The following is an 18,352-nucleotide window of genomic DNA, read 5'->3' on the forward strand; positions in this document are numbered from 1 at the left end:
CCGTCCGTCCGGCCCGGCCCGGGGTCCTCCCCCGGGGCCGGGTCTTCGTCGTTCACCTCCAGGGGTGACAAACCCCGCGAAAACCGCACGCGTCGTCCACAGGCCCCGCCGGGCGGCCCGGCCGGTTGTCCACAGGTCATGACAGGCGGGACCTCCGCCAACAACAATGCGGGCGGGGGGACACGGGACTTTCGCCGGCCCTCAGGAGATGTGACGGGGCTGAGGGCTGAGGAGGGCCGGGGTGACGACCTATGACGACCGAGAGAACCTTTTCGATCTGACCGCGACGGTGGAGCGGATACGGAACGCGGTCGAGCAGGTGATCGAGGGCAAACCGGAGGTCGTGCGGCTCTCGTTGACCGTCCTGCTCGCCGAGGGCCACCTCCTGATAGAGGACGTCCCGGGCGTCGGCAAGACCATGCTCGCCAAGGCGCTGGCCCGGTCCGTGGACTGTTCGGTGCGCCGCATCCAGTTCACCCCGGACCTGCTGCCGACGGACATCACCGGCGTCTCGATCTGGGACCAGCAGCGGCGGGACTTCGAGTTCAAGCCGGGCGCGATCTTCTCCCAGATGGTGATCGGCGACGAGATCAACCGCGCCTCCCCGAAGACCCAGTCGGCGCTGCTGGAGTCCATGGAGGAGCGGCAGGTCACCATCGACGGGCAGACGTATCCGCTGCCCAGCCCGTTCATGGTGGTGGCCACCCAGAACCCGGTGGAGATGGAGGGCACCTATCCGCTGCCGGAGGCGCAGCGGGACCGCTTCATGGCGCGCGTCTCCATCGGCTACCCCGGCACGGAGGCCGAGCTGCGGATGCTGGACGTGCACGGCGGGGCGTCCCCGCTGGACGACCTGCAGCCGGTGGCGCACGCGCACGACATCGTGAAGCTGATCGAGACGGTCCGCGAGGTGCACGTCTCGGAGCCGGTCCGCCGGTACGTGGTGCAGCTGGTCGCGGCGACCCGGGCCCACGCGGACCTGAGACTGGGCGCCTCGCCGCGCGCCACGCTGCACCTGCTGCGCGCCGCGAAGGCGTCGGCGGCGCTGGCCGGGCGGGAGTACGCGCTGCCGGACGACGTGCAGGCGCTGGCCCCGGCGGTCCTGGCGCACCGCCTCCTGCCGACCGCCCAGGCGCAGTTGGGCGGTCGGACCGCGGACGTCGTGGTGCGGGAGATCCTGGCGCACACGCCGGTGCCCGCCTCGCCGGGCCCGCGGGGTCTGTGATGGAGCCCGGGGGGCGGACCGCGCGGGGTCCGGCCGGGCTGCGGGTGGCGCTGGCCGGGCTGACCACCCGGGGGCGTTCGTTCCTCGCGGCGGGGATCGCCGCGGGGGTGTGCGCGTACGTGCTGGGCCAGGAGGACCTGCTGCGGGTGGGGCTGCTGCTGGCGGCGCTGCCGCTGCTGTGCGCGGTCGCGGTGCACCGGACCAGGCACCGGGTGACGTCCTCGCGCCGGCTGTCCCCGGCGCGCGTGCCGGCCGCCGCGGAGGCCCGGGTGCGGCTGCGGGTGGACAACGTCTCCCGGATGCCCACCGGGCTGCTGATGCTCCAGGACCGGGTGCCGTACGTGCTGGGCCCCCGCCCCCGGTTCGTGCTGGACCGGATCGAGCCGGGCGGGCGGCGCGAGGTGTCCTACCGGGTCCGGTCCGACCTGCGGGGCCGGTATCCGCTGGGTCCCCTGGAGCTGCGGCTGGCCGACCCGTTCGGGATGTGCGAGCTGACCCGCTCGTTCGCGGCGCACGACACGCTGACGGTGGTGCCCAGGGTGGAGCCGCTGCCGCCGGTGCGGCTGGGCGGCGGGACCCAGGGGTACGGCGACGGGCGGCGGCGTTCGATGGCGGTGGCGGGCGAGGACGACGTGCTGCCGCGTGGCTACCGGTACGGCGACGACCTGCGCCGCGTGCACTGGCGGTCCACCGCGCGCCACGGCGAGCTGATGGTGCGCCGTGAGGAGCAGCCGCGCCGGTCGCGGTGCACGGTGCTGCTGGACACCCGCCGGATCGCCTACCGCGGCGCGGGACCGGGGTCGGCGTTCGAGTGGTCGGTGTCCGGGGCGGCCTCGGTGCTGACGCACATGCTGGAGCGCGGCTTCTCGGTGCGGCTGCTGACCGACACCGGCAGCCAGGAACCCGGCGAGGGCACCGCCTCCTTCGGGGGCGCGGGCGCCGGGACGGCGGAGGCGGCGGGGCTGCTGATGGACACCCTGGCCGTGATCGGCCACTCCGACGGGGCGGGGCTGTCGCGCGCCCGGGACGCGCTGCGCCAGGGCGGTGAGGGGCTGCTGGTGGCGTTCCTGGGCGCGCTGGACGAGGAGCAGGCCCGGATCGTCGCGCGGATGCGGCACCGCGCCGGCGGTGCGGTGGCCTTCGTCCCCGAGGACGCCGACGACGCCGACGCGGGGGGCGCGGGGGGCGCGGACGACCCGGGCGACCCGGGCGGCGGGGGCCGGGTGGGCCCTCCTGTCGGTGGCGCTCCCGCGCCGTCCGCGGCCGAGCGGGTGTTGCGGGAGGCCGGCTGGACGGTGGTGCGGGCGCCGCGCGGCGTCGCGATGGCCACGGTCTGGGAGCGGGCGGAGCGGGAGCGCGTGGGCGCGGCGGGAGGCGGTGACCGGTGATGGGCGTCAGGACCAGGATGACGCTGGCCTCGGTGGCGGCGACGCTGCTCACGGCGACGGCGCTGCTTCCACTGATCGACAGGGGTTCCTGGTATCCGCGGGCGTTCCTGGCGGTCCTGCTGACGGCGGGCGTGGGCGCGGCGGCACGGCGGTTGTCGATGCCCCGGCCCACGGTGGTCGCCGTGCAGCTGGTGGCCTCGCTGGCCCTGCTGTCGTTCTACTTCGCCCGGCAGCAGGCGGTGGCCTGGCTGCTGCCCGGCCCCGACGCGGTACGCCGCCTGGCGGACCTGGCCGGGCAGGGCGTGCGGGACGTGGGCGAATACACGACTCCCGCTCCGCTGACCGACGGCATAGCGCTGCTGCTGATCGGCGGCGTGCTGGTGATCGCGCTGCTGGTGGACGCCCTGGCGGTGACCTACGGTCTGGCCGCCCCGACCGGTCTGCCGCTGCTGGCGCTGTACTCGGTCGCCGCGGGCCTCTCCGACGAGGGCACCCACTGGTTCACGTTCTGCGCGGCGGCGGCCGGGTACCTGGCGCTGCTGCTGGCCGACGGCCGGGAGCGGCTGACCCGGTGGGGCCGGGCGTTCGGCGGCGCGGGCTCGGTCTCCCCGGCCCGTTCCGGACAGCGGACCGGCCGCCGGATCGGTGCGGTCGCGCTCGGGGTTGCGCTGCTGGCGCCGGTCGCCCTGCCCTCCCTGGGCGGCAGCCTGATGGCGGGCGCCGGTTCCGGCGACGGCCCGGGCGGCTCCGGCCCGGTCGATTCCGTCGACCTGCTGGTGGAGCTGCGGGACAACCTCAACGAGACCGACGACCGCACGGCGCTGACCGTGCGCACCACCTCGCGGCGGACCGACGACCTGTACCTGCGGATCGTCTCCCTGGACGAGTTCGACGGGAAGACCTGGGAGGCGTCGCCGCGGCGGACCGTGGACCTGCCGGACCGCTTCCCCACGCCGCCGGGGCTGGGCCTCCAGGTGGACCGGCGTGAGGTGACCAGCCGGATATCGGCGGCCGGCTGGTACCGGCAGCGGCACCTGCCGATGCCCTACCCGGCGACCTGGGCCGACGCGGTCGGCGACTGGCGGCTCGACCCGGTGGGCATGACCGTGATCGGCGGGCGCAAGGACACCACCGCGGACAAGAGCTGGCAGGTGGCCAGCCTGGAGGTGCTGCCGACCCGCGAACAGCTGGCCGCCGCGCCGGCGCCGGGCCCGGAGCTGCGGAACCTCACGGAGCTTCCGGCCTCGCTGCCCGAGGAGGTCGGCGAGCGGGCCCGCGAGGTCACCAAGGGTTCGCGCAACGCCTACGAGCAGGCGGTCGCGCTCCAGGAGTGGTTCTCGCGGACCGGGAACTTCAGCTACGACACCCAGGTGGAGGTGGGCGAGGACTCGAGGGCGATCACCCGCTTCCTGCGTGATCGCAAGGGGTTCTGCATCCACTTCTCCTTCGCGATGGCGTCGATGGCGCGGTCGCTGGGCATCCCGGCCCGGGTGGCGGTCGGTTTCGCACCCGGCTCCGAGCAGGGCGACGGCAGCGTCGAGGTGACCCTGCGGGACGCCCACGCCTGGCCGGAGCTGTACTTCGAGGGTGTCGGGTGGACCCGGTTCGAGCCCACGCCGACGCGGGGCACCCAGCCGGAGTACACCCGGCCGGAGACCGCCCCGGGGGCGTCCGCCCGGCCCTCGGAGGCGGCGGTCGAGGACACCGCGTCGGCCGAGCCCAGCGCGCGGCCCTCCGCGAGCGTCAGCTGCACGGTGGAGCTGAAGCGGCTGGACGCCTGTCCCGAGCCGACCGATCCGGCGCTGGTGGCCGACGGGGGCGGCGGACCGCGCTGGCCCGGGACGCTGCTGTGGACGGCGGCCGGGCTGGCGGCGCTGCTGCTGCCCCTGACGCCGATGCTGTGGCGGCTGCGGGTGCGGGCGCTGCGGCTGGGCGCGCACGGCAGGGGCGAGGCGGACGTGCTGCCGCACACGCTGCGGGTGTGGCGCGAGCTCACGGACAGCGCCTGGGACCTCGGCCTGCCGCCGGACGACTCGCTGACGCCCCGTCGGGCGGCGGAGCGGATCGTGCGCGGCGGTCGCCTGGACCCGGCCACGGCGGAGGCGGTGCACCGGGTGGCGTCCGCGGTGGAACAGGTGCTGTACGCGCCGCGGGCGCGGGCGGCGCCGGGACTGGCCGCGGACGTGCGCGGCGTGTGTGCGGTGCTGCGGGGATCGGTCGGCCGCGGCACGCGGCTGCGGGCTCTCCTCGCCCCCCGCTCGGCCGCCCGCGTCCGCTGGGCGCTCGCGTCCTGGATGGCGGGGGTCCGGTCCCGGCTGTCGCGGCGCGCCGCCTGACGGCCGCCGGGGGCGGCGCCCCCGGCGGCGGAGGCCGGCACCGGGGCGCCGTACCGGCCACCGCCGTACCGGCCACCACCGCACCGGGCGCCACCGCACCGGGCGCCGGGCGGCCGGTACCCGGGGGAGCCGCCGCCGGCTCCCCCGGGTCCGCACGACCGGGCAGGCGGACCCGGGGAGGCCTACCCGGGGGTGCGGGCCCCGGAGAGGCGGGCCCCGGGCAGGCGGGTTCCTGATGCCGGGGGTGCGGTGCCGCTTCTGGGTCCGGGCGGACCTGTCCTTGCTGATGCTTCGTCAACTAGCTTGTGCGGGACCCGAATTCGACCCAGGGAGCTTCATGTCCACCGCGCAGCAGGTGCCCGACATCCTTTCGCCGGAGTTCGCAGCGGATCCCTACCCCGCGTACCGCGTCTTCCGGGACAGCGCGCCCCTCCTGTGGCACGAGGCCACGCGGAGTTACATCGTCTCGCGCTACGAGGACGTCGAGCGCGTGTTCAAGGACAAGCAGGGCCAGTTCACCACCGACAACTACGACTGGCAGATCGAGCCCGTCCACGGGAAGACGATCCTGCAGCTGAGCGGGCGCGAGCACGCGGTGCGCCGTGCCCTGGTGGCGCCCGCCTTCCGCGGTACGGACCTGCAGGAGAAGTTCCTGCCCGTCATCGAGCGCAATTCGCGGGAGCTGATCGACGCCTTCCGCCACAACGGCTCGGCGGATCTGGTGGCCGACTACGCCACCCGCTTCCCGGTCAACGTCATCGCCGACATGCTGGGCCTGGACAAGGCCGACCACGCGCGGTTCCACCGCTGGTACACGGCCGTCATCGCGTTCCTCGGCAATCTGTCCGGCGACCCCGAGGTGGCCGCGGCGGGCGAGCGGACCCGGGCGGAGTTCGCCGAGTACATGCTGCCGATCATCCGTGAACGCCGTGACCGGCCCGGCACCGACCTGCTGTCCACGCTCTGCGCGGCGGAGGTGGACGGCGTCCGGATGAGCGACGAGGACATCAAGGCGTTCTGCAGCCTGCTGCTGGCGGCCGGGGGCGAGACCACGGACAAGGCCATCGCCGGCATCTTCGCCAATCTGCTGCGCCACCCCGACCAGCTCGCCGCCGTCCGGGAGGACCGCGGCCTGATCCCCCGGGCCTTCGCCGAGACCCTGCGGTTCACCCCGCCGGTCCACATGATCATGCGTCAGTCGGCGCAGGACGTCGAACTGAGCGGCGGCACCGTACCGGCCGGCGCCACCGTCACCTGCCTGATCGGCGCCGCCAACCGCGACGACCGGCGTTACGCCGACCCCGACCGCTTCGACATCTTCCGTGACGACCTGACCACCACGACGGCGTTCTCCGCCGCCGCCGACCATCTGGCCTTCGCGCTCGGCCGGCACTTCTGCGTCGGCGCGCTGCTGGCGAAGGCGGAGGTGGAGATCGGGGTCGGCCAGTTGCTCGACGCCATGCCCGACCTCCGGGTCGCCGAGGGCTTCGAGCCGGCCGAGCAGGGCGTCTTCACCCGCGGTCCGGACCGCCTCCCCGTGCGGTTCACGCCGGTCTCCGGCTGACGCCGCGGTGCCGTGCAGGCACCCCGGCGCCTGCGCGGCACCGGGGGCCTGCGCGGGCCCGGGGCCGGAGCTGACGCCGCGGCGCGGCACCCAGGGCCCGGCCGCGGTGTCCGCGCGGCGCCCAGGGCCCGGCGGTGCCCGTGCGGCGCCGGGGGCCCGCGCCGCGGTGTCCGTGCGGCGCCGGGGGTGAGGCCGCGGGCCCCGGGCGCGGTACGGGCGCCGCGGCGCCCGCGGCCTCACCCCACGACCGGCGTGAAGTGCGCGGGGAGCGCGGTGAGGCCCCGCATCCAGATCGACGGCCGCCAGGTCAGCTCCTCCGGGTCCACCGCCAGCACCAGGTCGGGCAGCCGGTCCAGCAGCGTCTCCACCGCGGTGCGCGCCATGATGTCCGCCAGCAGCGGAGCGGGATAGGGGCAGCGGTGCTCCCCGTTGCTGAAGGAGAGGTGGGCGGCGTTCTCCGCGCCCACGTGCCCCTCCGGCCAGATCTGCGGGTCGCTGTTGGCCGCCGCGAGCCCCAGGACCAGGCAGTCGCCGGCCCTGATCTGCCGGCCGCCCAGCTGCACGTCCCCGACGGCCCATCGCCCGATGAAGTTCTGCGTGGGCGTGTCCAGCCACAGCACCTCGTTGAGCGCCTCGCCCACGCTGAGCCTGCCGCCCGAGACGTTCACGGCGAAGCGTTCGTCGGTCAGCAGCAGGCGCAGGGTGTTGCCGATCCAGTTGCCGGTCGGCTGCTGCGCGGCGGCGATCACCGAGATCAGGTCCTGGACGATCTCCTCGTCGGTCAGGCCCGCCGGGTGGGCGAGCATGCGGGAGGTGACGTCCGGGCCCGGCGCGGCCCGCTTCTCGTCGACCAGCCGCCGCAGCCGGTCGGCCACCCGGGCGTACGCGGCCACCGGATCGTCGCCCTCCCCCGCGTCCAGGGAGATGCGCAGGTCGTCCACCAGCTGCCGGGTGTCCGTTCCCGAAGCGGGCATGCCGCACATCTGCACCACGGCCCGCATCGGCAGGGCGTGCGCGTAGCCGGTCATCAGCTCGGCGCTGCCGCTCCCGGCGAACCGGGCGATCAGTTCGTCGGCGATCAGCCGGCAGTTGTGGGCGAGCTCGAACTGGTCGACGCCCTCCAGGGCCTCGGTGATCACTCCGGCGCGCCGGCGGTGCTCGTCGCCCTCGGTGAACAGCACCGAGGGCTGGTACCCGACGAACGGCAGCAGCGGCCAGTCCTGCGGGATCCTCTCCCACTGGTTCCAGCGCCGCGAGTCGCGCGCGAACAACTCGTCGTGGTGGGTCACGTAGGTGAGTTCGGAGTAGCCCAGCACCAGCCAGGCGGGGATGCCGCCCTCCAGCAGCACCGGCGCGACGGAGCCGTGCTCCCGGCGCAGGGCGCGGTACAGCTGTGCCGGTGACTGCTGGTACTCCAGCCCCGCCAGCGGGACCGCTCCCGGGTGCGCCGGGCACCCGGGCGGCGCGTCGTGCGGGAGCGGGTGTCCGGTTGCGGTCACGGTGTCGCCTCCTGGGCCATGGCCATGTCGTAGAGGTGGTCCACGAGGGTGATCAGCACGTCCTTGGCCGACTGGCGGTCCCTCGCGTCGCACTCGACCATCGGCACGTGCGCCGGGAGGGCGAGCGCCTGGCGGATCTCCCCGAGGGAGTAGCGGACCCCGTCCTGCTCGAAGCGGTTGACCGCCACCACGAACGGGGTCCGGTGGTGCTCGAGCCTGTCGATCGCGTACCAGCAGTCGTCCACCCGGCGGGTGTCCACCAGGACCACCGCGCCCAGCGTTCCCGCGAAGAGCCGGTCCCACAGGAACCAGAAGCGTTCCTGCCCGGGCGCTCCGAACAGGTACAGCACCATGCGGTCGTTGAGGCTGATCCGCCCGAAGTCGAAGGCGACCGTCGTCGTGCTCTTCCGCGACGCCGGATCGGGCTCGTCGATGCCGACGCCGGCCCGGGTCATCACCTCCTCGGTGTTCAGCGGCCGGATCTCGCTGACCGAGCGGACCAGGGTGGTCTTGCCGACGCCGAAGCCGCCCACGACGACGATCTTCAGCCCGGTCTCCGCCCGGTCCGTCAGCGGCAGGCGCAGGGAGGGCAGCTCAGATGTTGCGGAGCCCATGAAGCACTTCCTTGAGCAGTTGCGAATCGGGCAGGCCGGCGAGGGACGGCGCCGCCCGTGGATGGCGGGCCGTGACGCGGCCGGCGTCCAGCAGGTCGGCGAGGAGGATGCGCACCACCGTGATCGGCAGGCGCAGTTCCGCGGCGACCTCGACGACGGCTGTGGGGTGACGGCACAGCTCCAGGATCCGGGCGTGCTCCGACTGCATGCCCGCCGTCGGCTCGCACTCGCTCACGAGCAGGGTGACGAGGTCCAGGGACTCGCCGGCCCGGTGGCGTCCCCCGGTCACCGTGTAGAGCCGGTCGGGGTCGCCCGTGTCCACGGGTCTGCGCCTCATGAGGTGCCGTCCCCGGCCGGATCCCGTGGCTCGGCCCGCAGGTGCTCGCCGATCTGCTCGACCAGTTCCGTCATCTGGTGGCCCACCACGCCCGGGTCCGCGTCCTCGTCGGCGAGGACCGCCAGGTGCGCGCCCTCCCCGGCCTCCACGACGAACAGCAGACCACCGTGGAACTCGGTCATCGAGTGCCGCACGCCGCCGGTGCCGTCCCCGAACTCCACCGACGCTCCCTGGGCGAGGGCCTGGATGCCGGAACAGATGGCGGCGAGCTGGTCGGCCTGGTCGAAGGAGAGGTTCTCGCTCCAGCACAGCTTCAGTCCGTCCCTGGACAGGACCAGTGCGTGCCGGGTGCCGGTGGTGCGCTCCAGCAGGTTGTTCAGGAGCCAGCTGAGGCTGTTGTCGGTGGTCTGCATGCGGGTGTCGGGGCGGTGGTGCCGGGTGCGCCGGTCCACCGCCCCGGTCCTCCAATCTCACGGGGTCGAACAGGACGGCGCCGTCGTCCTGTTGGGGGGAAAGGCGTCGCGCTACGGGGCGACGGGGGGTTCGGTGCCGGCCGGTCCGGGGCCGGCGGTCTCGTCGGCCGTCCCGTCGGCGGTGTCACCGCCGGACCGGCGCGCGCGGTGGAACGCCCCGAACCGGGCGCCCGCGTCGCTCCCGGACCTCCGGCCGGAAGGGGTGCCGTCGGCCGGCCCGGCCGACCTGCGGCGTTCCCGCTCCCGCTCGGCGTCGGCCATGGTCCGGCCGGGGGCCCGGACGGGCAGCCCGTTGGGTGTGCCGGCGGCGTCCGGCCGGCGTCCGCGCTGCTCGGGCACCCGCGCGGTCAGCTCCCGCTCCGGACCGGCCGCGCGCCCCCGCGCGGCCTCCGGGGCGGGCTGCTGCGCCGGCCGGACGGGGAGCCGCTCGGCGGTCCCGGTACGCCGCGACGGTCCGGACCGTCCGTGCTCCACCGCGCCGGCGTCCCGCCCGAGTTCCTGGGTCGTGGTGTCCCGCGTGGTGGTGTCCCGGGTGGTGGTGTCCCGGGTCGTGACGTCCCCGCCGACGGGCAGGGCCGCGGTGGGCGCGACGGCCGGGACGGCGGGGCGGTCGTGCGTGACGGGTTCGCGCCGCTGCGCCAGCAGGTGGAGGGGCAGCAGGACGACGACTCCGGTGCCGCCGCGGGAAGACGGCCGGTAGTTGACGCTGATGCCGTGCTTCACGGCGAGGCGGCCCACGACGGCCAGGCCGACACGGGTGCCCTGGAGCGAGGCGAGGTCCGTGACGCGTCCCTCCACGGCCTCCTCCGCGCGGCGCATCGCGGCCGCGGCCATCCTCAGCCCGCTGTCCTCGACGGTGACGACGATCCCGGCGCTGTGGTGTTCGGCGTAGACGTGCACCTCGTCGATGGGCGGGGAGAAGTTCGCGGCGTTGTCCATCAGCTCGGCGAGCAGGTGCATCACGCCCTCGGCCGCGTGGCCGGAGATCGCCGCGGTGGTGGAGCAGTGCAGACGCACCCGCCGGTAGGCGGCGATACGGCCGACCGCGCCGCGCAGGATGCTCTCCATGATGATGGGCTTGTTCCACGCGCGGCTGGACCTGCCGCCCATGAGCAGCGCCAGCCGGTCGGTCATCAGGCCCAGCTGCGAGGTGCTGTGGTCCAGCTTCAGCAGGTCGCCGAAGACCTCCTCGCCGTGGCGTTCCTGCATCTCCCGCAGGTCCGCCAGCATCCGGACGGCCTTGGCCTGGACGCGGCCGAGTGCCTTCGCCGAGGCCGCCTGTGCAGCGGCGGCGCGGCGTTCGCCGACCGCGAGCGCGCGGATGGACGTCTCGGCCGTGGCCCGCACCACGGGGTGCGCCGGCAGTTCGACGCCGGCCAGCACCGTGTCGGCCGACCGCCCCTCGCGCAGTGCGGTCACCGCGGCCGGCAGCGTCTCCTTCTCCAGCCTGTCCAGGTCGGCCAGCACCCCGTCCAGTGCGGACCGGGTCTCCTGGTACCTGGCCTCCACGTGGGCGGCGTGCTGGGCGCTCCGGCCGACCGCGACGGCCACCGCGTGGGCGAGGCGGCGGGTGTGCGGGTCGGGCCAGGCCCGGGGATCGTTCAGGTCGACGGCGGCGTTCGGGTCGTCGGTGAGGGCCGGCAGCGTCACCAGGAGCAGGTGGGAGACCTGCGCGGTGAGCAGCTCGGCCTGTGCCCGGGCCCGGGCGCTCTCCGCCTGCGCCTCGGCCACCGCCTTCGCGGCCCGTGAGGCGAGCCGGCGGCCGACGAGGACCGTGAGGCCCAGGACCACCCAGGCCGCACCCCCCACGGCCAGGGTCCACGGTAAGGCGTCGCCCGGAGCGACGACCGCCGTCGCCGCGACGGCCGCGGCGGTCACCCCGAGCAGCGCCGAGCAGGCGGCCGAGGACGGGAGGAAGGCCTTGCCCCGGTCTTGCTGGCCGGGTGGAACAGGCACTGACATCAGACGGGTCCCTCGGTCAGGGGGATCTGGCGGTGAGCGGGGCGGCCGCTGCTCGACGGCATCGAGGCCGCTGCGCGAGAGGAACGGAGTGTTTCGGCCGCACGAGCGTCATGCTAGCCATCCCTCACGGCGCGTTGATCCGCTCGACGGAACTGATCGCGCGGATCGGGAGTTCGTCGCGATGTCACCGGAAACGCGCGGCCCCGTGGTACATGCGGACCGAGCAGCGCGCCCCGCCCGGACACGCACGGGAATGGGGCACAACGCAAGATGACGGATAGTCAATTCTTGTACTACACAAGCCAGTTGACGGCGGGTGAGTGTCGCCTGCACCGAATCCGGTCGACTTTCGGCCAAGTTACGGGACCGCACGGCCTGAACGCCCCGCCCGGGACGGCGCTGGAGGCGGGCACGGGGCCGGGGGACAGGGCGGAGGAACGGAAACGGGAAACGGGGAACGGGAAACAGGGAACGGGAAACAGGGAACGGGGAACGGGGCCAGGTACTCAGATCGGGAATGAGTATCCGAGCGGATGTCCCGGGCGGGCCGCTCCGGCAGAGTCGTGGCACGGGGGAGCGGGGCACCGCGCCACCGGTACCGCCGGCACGGGGCTGCGGAACCGGTGCGCGTGCCCGCCCCGCGGGACGCGAGGCGCGCGAGGAACGCGAGGCTCGGCCCCGCCCGCGGCGGGGTCAGCGGCGCCCGGCCACCCGCCCCTGGAGCAGCAGCGAGAGCGCCCCGTGCACGTCGTCCAGCGACCGCTCCGGCTGGAACGACAGCCAGTCCAGCGCCGCCACCAGCACCATGCCCACCAGTGCGGCGGCCGTCAGCGAGACGTCGATCTCGTCGCTGAACTCCCCGGCCTCGACGCCGTCCCGCAGCACTCCCTCGACGACCGCGACGGCCTCCTGGCGGACCACCATCAGGGTTTCCTGCCAGGCCCGGTTGGTCCGCCACAGCTCGGCCACGTAGAGCTGGGTGAAGGCCGGGTAGCGGTGGATGAAGACCAGGCCGGCCCGGATCATCGCGTCCAGCGCGTCCACCCGGCTGCCGCCGCGTCGCGCGGTCACCTCGGCGGCCTCGCGCAGCGAGGCCGTGAGGAGTCCGACGCCGTGCCGCAGCAGCTCCTCGAAGAGCACGGACTTGCTCGCGAAGTTGTAGTAGACGGTGCCCTTGGCGACCCCGGCCCGCTCGGCGATCTCGTCCACCGTGGTGGCGGAGAAACCCTGCTCGGCGATGAGGGTCACGGCCGCCTCGTAGAGCTTCTGCTTGGTGGCGGCGCGGCGGCCGGTGCTGCTCTTCATGCCGTCGATTGTCACAGACTCACCTCCGGTCGCAGCCGGTCGAAGGTCCATACCTGCTTGCGCCGGGCCGCCACCGTGGTCAGCGCCAGGGCCCCCGCGGTGTAGGCGAGGAGGACGGCGCAGGCCTGGACGACCGGGGCCGTGTCGCCTCCGGTGATCAGCCGTCGCAGCGCCTCCACCACATGGCTCATCGGCAGGTACGGGTGGATCGCGGCGAAGAAGCGGGGGCTGGTCTCCACCGGGTAGGTGCCGCCCGCGGAGGTCAGCTGGAGCATCAGCAGGGCGAGCACCAGGATCCGCCCGGCCGCGCCGAAGCGGGCGTTGAGCCACTGGACGATCGACGTGAAGCAGAGCGTGACGAGGAGCAGGAAGCCGACGGTGGCGGCGGCCCGCACCATCCGCAGCCCGATCCCCCAGTGCAGGACCGACATCAGCGCGGCCACCTGGAGCACGCCGAGCGAGGCCACCGGCAGCCAGCCGGCCACCGCGATCCGCCAGGCGGGCGCCCCGGCGGCCAGGGCACGGCGGTTGAGGGGCTGGATCAGCATGTAGGCGACCATCGCGCCGACCCAGAGGGCGAGCGGGATGAAGTACGGCGCGAAGGCGGTGCCGTAGTTGGCGGCCTCGTGCAGCGGGGAGCCGGCGAGCCGGACCGGGTCGGCCATCACGTCGGTGCGCCGGTCGCGTTCGGCCTTGTCGAGGTCGGGGATCTTCGCGGCGCCGTCGTGGAGGCCGCCGGCGAGTTCGCCGGAGCCGTCGACCAGCCGGTAGATGCCGCCGTCGAGGTCGTCGGCGCCGGTCTTGAGGGCGTCGACGCCGTCGTCCAGGTCACCGGCTCCCGTCCTGGCGGCGCCGAGGCCGGTGCGGAGCTCCTCGGCGCCGGCCGCGACCGCCGCCGCGCCGCGGTTCAGCTCGTTGATCCGCTCCACGGCGTCACCGAGGTCCTCGGAGAGGCGCGGGGCGCGTTCGGCGAGCGCGTCCGCCTGCTTCTCCAGGGCGGCCAGGTTCTCGTCGAGCCCGGACAGGTCGCCGTTCTGGTCGCCGATCAGCGTCTCGACGTCGGCGGCGACCGCGGCCACGTCGGCGGCGGCGTCCTTGGCCTTCTCCAGGTCGGGGCAGGCGGGGTCGGGCAGCGGGGACGTCTCGCAGCGGGTGCGGTGGATCCGGGTCAGCGCCTCGGAGGCGGTGGCGGAGGCGCGGGCGGCCTCCGGGGCGGTCTCCGCGAGGGTGCCGAGGTTGCCGCGGACCGCGGCGGCGGAGTCGGCCACCAGGCGGGCGGTGTCGGCGATGGTCTGCTCGTTCTTCTCCAGGAACGGGCGGACGGTGTCCGCGACGCCGTTGACGGTGCCGGCCAGTTCGTCGGTGCCGTCGGCCACCTGGCGGGAGCCGGTGGCGAGGTCGACCGCGCCGGTGTGGAGCCGGCGCAGGCCCTTGAGCAGGTCCTCGCTGCCGGTCTGGGCGTCGCCGAGGCCGCCGGCCAGGTCCTCGGAGCCCTTCTTCGCCTTCTCGATGCCGCCCGCCAGGTCGTCGGCGCCGGTGGCGGCCTTCTCGGTGGCGTCGTGGAGGCCGGAGAAGGAGACGAAGATGCGGTCGAGGAAGGTGCGGGTCGCCTTGTCGGCGGCGGCGGTGCGGACCTCGGAGAAGACGGTGCGGGACATCTGGCCGACGATGTAGTTGTTGGCGTCGTCGGTCGTGACCTCCAGCGCCCCGGCCCGGGGGTCGTCGCCACCTCCGGAGGCGATGCGCTCGCTGAAGTCGGCGGGGACGGTGAGCGACAGGTAGAACTCTCCGCTCTCCACGCCCGCGCGGGCCTCCTGCGGGCCGACCTCGCGCCAGTCGAACACGCCGCTCTCGTGCAGCCCTTCGGCGATGTCGTCGCCCGCCGTCAGCCGCTCACCGTCGGCGGTGGCACCGCGGTCCTGGTTGACCAGGGCCACGGGGACGCGGCCGAGGTTCCCGTAGGGGTCCCAGAAGGACCACAGGTACAGCGCGCCGTACAGCAGCGGCAGCAGCACCATGGAGACCAGTGCGGCCCGGGTCAGCCGGCTCCGGCCGAATCGCCGCAGCTCAAGCGCGGCCAGTCGCGGCGTGCGCATCCGCGTCCTCCTCAGCGGTACGGGCCTCGACGGCCTCTTCCTCGACGCCGACGGCCCCGTCGGCCCCGTCGGCCCCGGCTTCGGCGCGGGCGCCGTCGACCGGGCCGGGCTCCTCCCCCGCGCCGCCCCCGGCACCCCGGCCGGCCACGGCGGCACGGGGCCTCCCGGCCGCCGTCCCGCCCCCGGCCACGCCTTCGCCCCGGCCGCTGCCACTGCCGCTGCCGCTGCCGCTGCCGGCAGGGTCACCGGCCTCGTCGGCCCGCGCGACGGACCCGCCGCCCCCGGAGGCCCGGGCAGCAATCCCGTCGGCCTGCGCCGCGACCCGGGCGGCCCCGGCGGCCGGGGCGGTGGACCCGTCGTTCGTGACGGCGGTCCCGGAGGCCCGTGCGGCAGCCGCATCGGTGCGGGCGGCGGCCGCATCCGCCTGGGCGGCGCCCGCGACGGCGGCCCCGCGCGGGCGGGGCGTGCCGCGGCGGGTGAGGCGGGCGAGCGGTTCCGGCCGGAGCGGCCCGGCGGCGCCGTCCGCGTCCGCCTCGCCCCGGGACGCCGTGGAGACCGTCACGTCCGCCTCCGGCGGTGCCTCGCGGAAGGCGGCCAGGACGGTCATGCCGGAGGCGGCCAGGGACCGCAGCAGGGCGGCCGCCTCCTCCCGCTCGCCCGCCGACAGGCCGAGGTCGGCGTCGTCCACCGCCACCGCGGCGGGCCGGTCGGGCCGCCCCAGCAGGGCCAGCGCCACCGACAGCCGCAGTTCCTGCGCCCGGGACAGGTCGCGCACCGCCGTGCGGCCGCCCTTCGGCAGGCCGGCGAGGTCCAGCCCCGCGTCCCCGAGCGCCTCCTCGGCGCGGGCGGCGTCCCCGGCCGCCCGGGCCCGCGGCGGACGCAGCAGTCCGCGCACCACGTCGGCCGCCGGTCCCCCGTACCGGCGGCCGACCAGCGCCCGCTCCCGCAGGTGTTCGGCCACGGTGAGGGCGGGGTCCAGGTCGGTCACCCCGGGCACGTGCGCCACCCCGGTCACCCGGCGCACCGCCGCCATCCGCCTCGGCAGCGCCAGCCCCGCCACCCCGGCCGAACCCTCGGAGGGCTTCATCCGCCCGGTCAGGGTCAGCAGCAGCGCCGTGCGGCCGGAGCCCGAGGGTCCGGTCACGGCCACCAGCGCGCCCGGCCCCGCCTCGAACGTCACGTCGCGGAAGGCCCATCCCCGGGGCCCCCGGACCCCGAGTCCCCGGGCGGTGACGCCCGGTCCGGGCCGCGGCCCGTCCCCCTGCCGGCTCACGGCATGCACCCCAAACCTTTTTTGCACTGACTGGTCAGTGCAAAAACTAGCCCGAACCGCGGCCGGAGACAAAGCCGCAGGTCAGCCCAACTGTCAGTGGCAACCCCCAGGATGGGACCAGACAGGACAGATGCTGTCGTACGACGACAGGAGGTTCGCCATGACCCACCCGGTGGCCCGCCGGGCGTCCGCACCGCCCGCCGGCCTCGACCTGCTCTCCCGCGCCCGGACGGGCCTGGACCGCGCCCTGCTCCTGACCACGCCCAACGAGCGCTACGCCGCGGCCCACCTGGCCGCGCTGCGCGGCGCCGCGGCCGTCCTCGCGGTCCGCGCCGACCCTCTGCCCGAGCCGCGCCGTCGCCGCCGGGCGCCGATACGCAGCGCCTGGGAGGTGCTGGCCGAGACGGCGCCCGAACTCGCGGAGTGGGCGGCCTTCTTCGCCGCCGGCGCCGACCGCCGCGCCCGCGCCGAGGCCGACCTGCCGCACGCCGTCTCCGTGCGGGAGGCCGACGACCTGATACGCGACGTGGCCGCCTTCCTGCGCCTGGTGGAGCGGGCGACCGGGCTGACCGGCGGGGACGCGCATTAGGGTGGAGGCGTTCGCCGGCCCGTCCCGTTCCTGTGGGCGGGCGGCCCCCGATCGCCCGTCGAGGAGTCAATCGCCGTGTCGGACCCGATGCGCCCCCGCGCTTCTCTCCGTACCGCCGTGGTCTGGGAGGTCCTCAAGGACGCCCTGGACCGCCACGCCAAGGCCGGTGACGGCCGGCTGCTCGACGTCCTCGACACCGGCGGCGGCAGCGGAAACTTCGCCGTGCCCGTCGCCGCGCTGGGACACCGGGTCACCGTCGTCGACCCGAGCCCCGACGCCCTCTTCGCCCTGGAGCGCCGCGCCGCCGAGGCGGGAGTGGCCGAACGGGTGAGGGGGGTCCAGGGAGACGTCCACGGACTCTTCGACGTGGCGGACCGTGCCGCCTACGACGTGGTGCTCTGCCACGGCGTGCTGGAGTACGTGGAGGACCCCGCCGAGGGCCTGCGCAACGCGGCGGCCGCGCTGCGCTCCGGCGGCCTGCTCAGCCTGCTCGCCGCCGGGCTGGGCGGCGCGGTGCTCTCCCGCACCCTCGCCGGCCACTTCCACGAGGCGGCGCGGGCGCTGGAGGACCCGGACGGCCGCTGGGGCGACGGCGACCCGGTGCCGCACCGCTTCACCGTGGACCGGCTGACCTCCCTGGTCGAGGGGAGCGGCCTGCGCGTCGGCGCGGTGCACGGCGTGCGGGTCTTCTCCGACCTGGTCCCCGGCGTCCTGGTGGACACCGAGCCGGGCGCCCGGGAGGCGCTGCTGCGCCTGGAGGCGGCGGTGGCCCCGATGGCCGAGTTCCACTCGGTGGCCACCCAGCTCCACGTCCTCGCCGAGGCGTCCGGGGCGTGACCGCCGCGCACCGGAGGCCCGGCGTCCGGTGCGCCGGGCCCGGTCCGTGGCGGCATCCCCGCCGTGATCAGCGGCGCGGCGTCGCACGGAGTACACCGTGAGCCCTGCCGACCGGCCGCGCGACCCGTATGATCGAGGACAGACCGCCGGGCATGACGGGCGGGCCCGCGGGGAATGACAGTTCCAGCGGGCCGGCCGGCTGTGACCGGAACCGGTTGCCAAATGGCGTAGAGGGGCGGGTTTCACGGGGGCGATTCCCTGCCTATCCTGGAGGGGACCCCCGGTCGCCCCGGCGACTGCACGATGAGGAGGACTCCCGTGCCGCTCTCGGAGCACGAGCAGCGCATGCTCGAGCAGATGGAGCGAGCGCTGTACGCCGAAGATCCCAAGTTCGCGACAGCGCTCGAGGGAAGCGGGCTGCGCACGTACACCCGGCGACGGGTCTACCAGGCGGTGGCGGGCTTCCTCGTAGGTATCGCGCTCCTCATGACCGGAATGGTCGCCCAGCAGATCTGGATCGGCGTGGTGGGCTTCCTGGTCATGCTGGGGTGCGCCGTGCTCGCCGTCACCGGCTGGCGCAAGGGCCCCAAGCCCGGTGAGCAGCCGCCCGCCGACGCCCCGGGTGCTCCCGGTGCGGCCGCGCAGGCCCGCAAACGGTCGGTGATGGACCGGATCGAGCAGCGCTGGCAGCGCCGCCGGGACGACCAGCCGGACCGGTAGCCCGAAAAGCTTCAGGGGCGTCCGCCTGGGCGGGCGCCCCTCTTGGCGTGCCTGCGGGAAGTTCGCGGGGTGTTCCCGGCCCGCCGCGCACGCCAGGTCCTCGTTCCTGCCCCCCCCGTCGCATACCCGTCGAT

Annotated in this window: 15 protein-coding genes; 7 read left to right on the forward strand and 8 right to left on the reverse strand. The window is 75.1% G+C overall.

Translation table 11 applies throughout. The features are described from left to right. Positions 1-241 precede the first annotated feature (241 nt). The 4 genes from GBN72_RS17750 (at position 242) to GBN72_RS17765 (ending at position 6,513) form a co-directional block, all read left to right on the forward strand. Complete coding sequence (locus tag GBN72_RS17750; protein WP_151772829.1) at positions 242-1,225, forward strand: AAA family ATPase; 984 nt, start codon at positions 242-244, stop codon at positions 1,223-1,225. After that, complete coding sequence (locus GBN72_RS17755) at positions 1,225-2,613, forward strand: DUF58 domain-containing protein (RefSeq protein ID WP_151772830.1); 1,389 nt, start codon at positions 1,225-1,227, stop codon at positions 2,611-2,613. Before GBN72_RS17750 ends, GBN72_RS17755 begins: the two co-directional genes overlap by 1 nt. Next, complete coding sequence (locus GBN72_RS17760; RefSeq protein WP_151772831.1) at positions 2,613-4,949, forward strand: transglutaminase TgpA family protein; 2,337 nt, start codon at positions 2,613-2,615, stop codon at positions 4,947-4,949. The genes GBN72_RS17755 and GBN72_RS17760 overlap by 1 nt, the downstream gene beginning before the upstream one ends. Positions 4,950-5,286: 337 nt before the next feature. Next, positions 5,287-6,513, forward strand: a complete 1,227-nt coding sequence (locus GBN72_RS17765; RefSeq protein ID WP_151772832.1) for a cytochrome P450 — start codon at positions 5,287-5,289, stop codon at positions 6,511-6,513. 236 nt (positions 6,514-6,749) lie between these two features. Here the strand turns inward: GBN72_RS17765 and GBN72_RS17770 are convergent, their stop codons facing one another. The 8 genes from GBN72_RS17770 to GBN72_RS36065 all read right to left on the reverse strand — a co-directional run bounded on the left by GBN72_RS17770 (position 6,750) and on the right by GBN72_RS36065 (position 15,979). After that, on the reverse strand, positions 6,750-8,012 hold the full coding sequence (locus GBN72_RS17770; RefSeq protein WP_151772833.1) for a cytochrome P450: 1,263 nt from the start codon (positions 8,010-8,012) through the stop codon (positions 6,750-6,752). Next, complete coding sequence (locus GBN72_RS17775) at positions 8,009-8,626, reverse strand: GTP-binding protein (protein ID WP_151772834.1); 618 nt, start codon at positions 8,624-8,626, stop codon at positions 8,009-8,011. Before GBN72_RS17775 ends, GBN72_RS17770 begins: the two co-directional genes overlap by 4 nt. Next, positions 8,607-8,963, reverse strand: a complete 357-nt coding sequence (locus tag GBN72_RS17780; protein ID WP_151772835.1) for a DUF742 domain-containing protein — start codon at positions 8,961-8,963, stop codon at positions 8,607-8,609. Before GBN72_RS17780 ends, GBN72_RS17775 begins: the two co-directional genes overlap by 20 nt. Next, entirely contained in the window at positions 8,960-9,376 is a 417-nt protein-coding gene (locus GBN72_RS17785) for a roadblock/LC7 domain-containing protein (protein ID WP_151773291.1), read from the reverse strand. Before GBN72_RS17785 ends, GBN72_RS17780 begins: the two co-directional genes overlap by 4 nt. A gap of 111 nt (positions 9,377-9,487) precedes the next feature. Next, the gene (locus GBN72_RS17790) at positions 9,488-11,398 is read right to left on the reverse strand and encodes an ATP-binding protein (protein WP_151772836.1); all 1,911 of its coding nucleotides are present in this window, start codon (positions 11,396-11,398) and stop codon (positions 9,488-9,490) included. Positions 11,399-12,091: 693 nt separating this feature from the next. Then, positions 12,092-12,703 (reverse strand): TetR/AcrR family transcriptional regulator, encoded by a 612-nt coding sequence (locus GBN72_RS17795; RefSeq protein WP_174887156.1) that lies wholly within the window; start codon positions 12,701-12,703, stop codon positions 12,092-12,094. Between the two features lie 11 nt (positions 12,704-12,714). Continuing rightward, positions 12,715-14,799: a YhgE/Pip family protein gene (locus tag GBN72_RS17800; protein ID WP_151772838.1), complete on the reverse strand. Its 2,085-nt coding sequence runs from the start codon at positions 14,797-14,799 to the stop codon at positions 12,715-12,717. Continuing rightward, positions 14,771-15,979 carry an ATP-binding cassette domain-containing protein gene (locus GBN72_RS36065; RefSeq protein ID WP_369695891.1) on the reverse strand — a complete coding sequence of 403 codons (1,209 nt, stop codon included), beginning with the start codon at positions 15,977-15,979 and terminating at the stop codon, positions 14,771-14,773. Before GBN72_RS36065 ends, GBN72_RS17800 begins: the two co-directional genes overlap by 29 nt. Before the next feature lie 223 nt (positions 15,980-16,202). Here GBN72_RS36065 and GBN72_RS17810 point away from each other — a divergent pair, with 223 nt between their 5' ends. The 3 genes from GBN72_RS17810 to GBN72_RS17820 all read left to right on the forward strand — a co-directional run bounded on the left by GBN72_RS17810 (position 16,203) and on the right by GBN72_RS17820 (position 18,218). After that, a complete protein-coding gene (locus GBN72_RS17810; RefSeq protein ID WP_164540708.1) occupies positions 16,203-16,661 on the forward strand; it encodes an SAV_6107 family HEPN domain-containing protein in 459 nt (152 codons plus the stop codon). A gap of 75 nt (positions 16,662-16,736) precedes the next feature. Continuing rightward, positions 16,737-17,498 (forward strand): class I SAM-dependent methyltransferase, encoded by a 762-nt coding sequence (locus GBN72_RS17815; RefSeq protein WP_151772840.1) that lies wholly within the window; start codon positions 16,737-16,739, stop codon positions 17,496-17,498. A gap of 318 nt (positions 17,499-17,816) precedes the next feature. Beyond that, complete coding sequence (locus GBN72_RS17820; protein ID WP_151772841.1) at positions 17,817-18,218, forward strand: SCO2097 family morphological protein; 402 nt, start codon at positions 17,817-17,819, stop codon at positions 18,216-18,218. The last annotated feature ends 134 nt before the right edge of the window (positions 18,219-18,352 follow it).

This window comes from Streptomyces abyssomicinicus (assembly GCF_008974245.1).
GTDB lineage: Bacteria > Actinomycetota > Actinomycetes > Streptomycetales > Streptomycetaceae > Streptomyces > Streptomyces abyssomicinicus.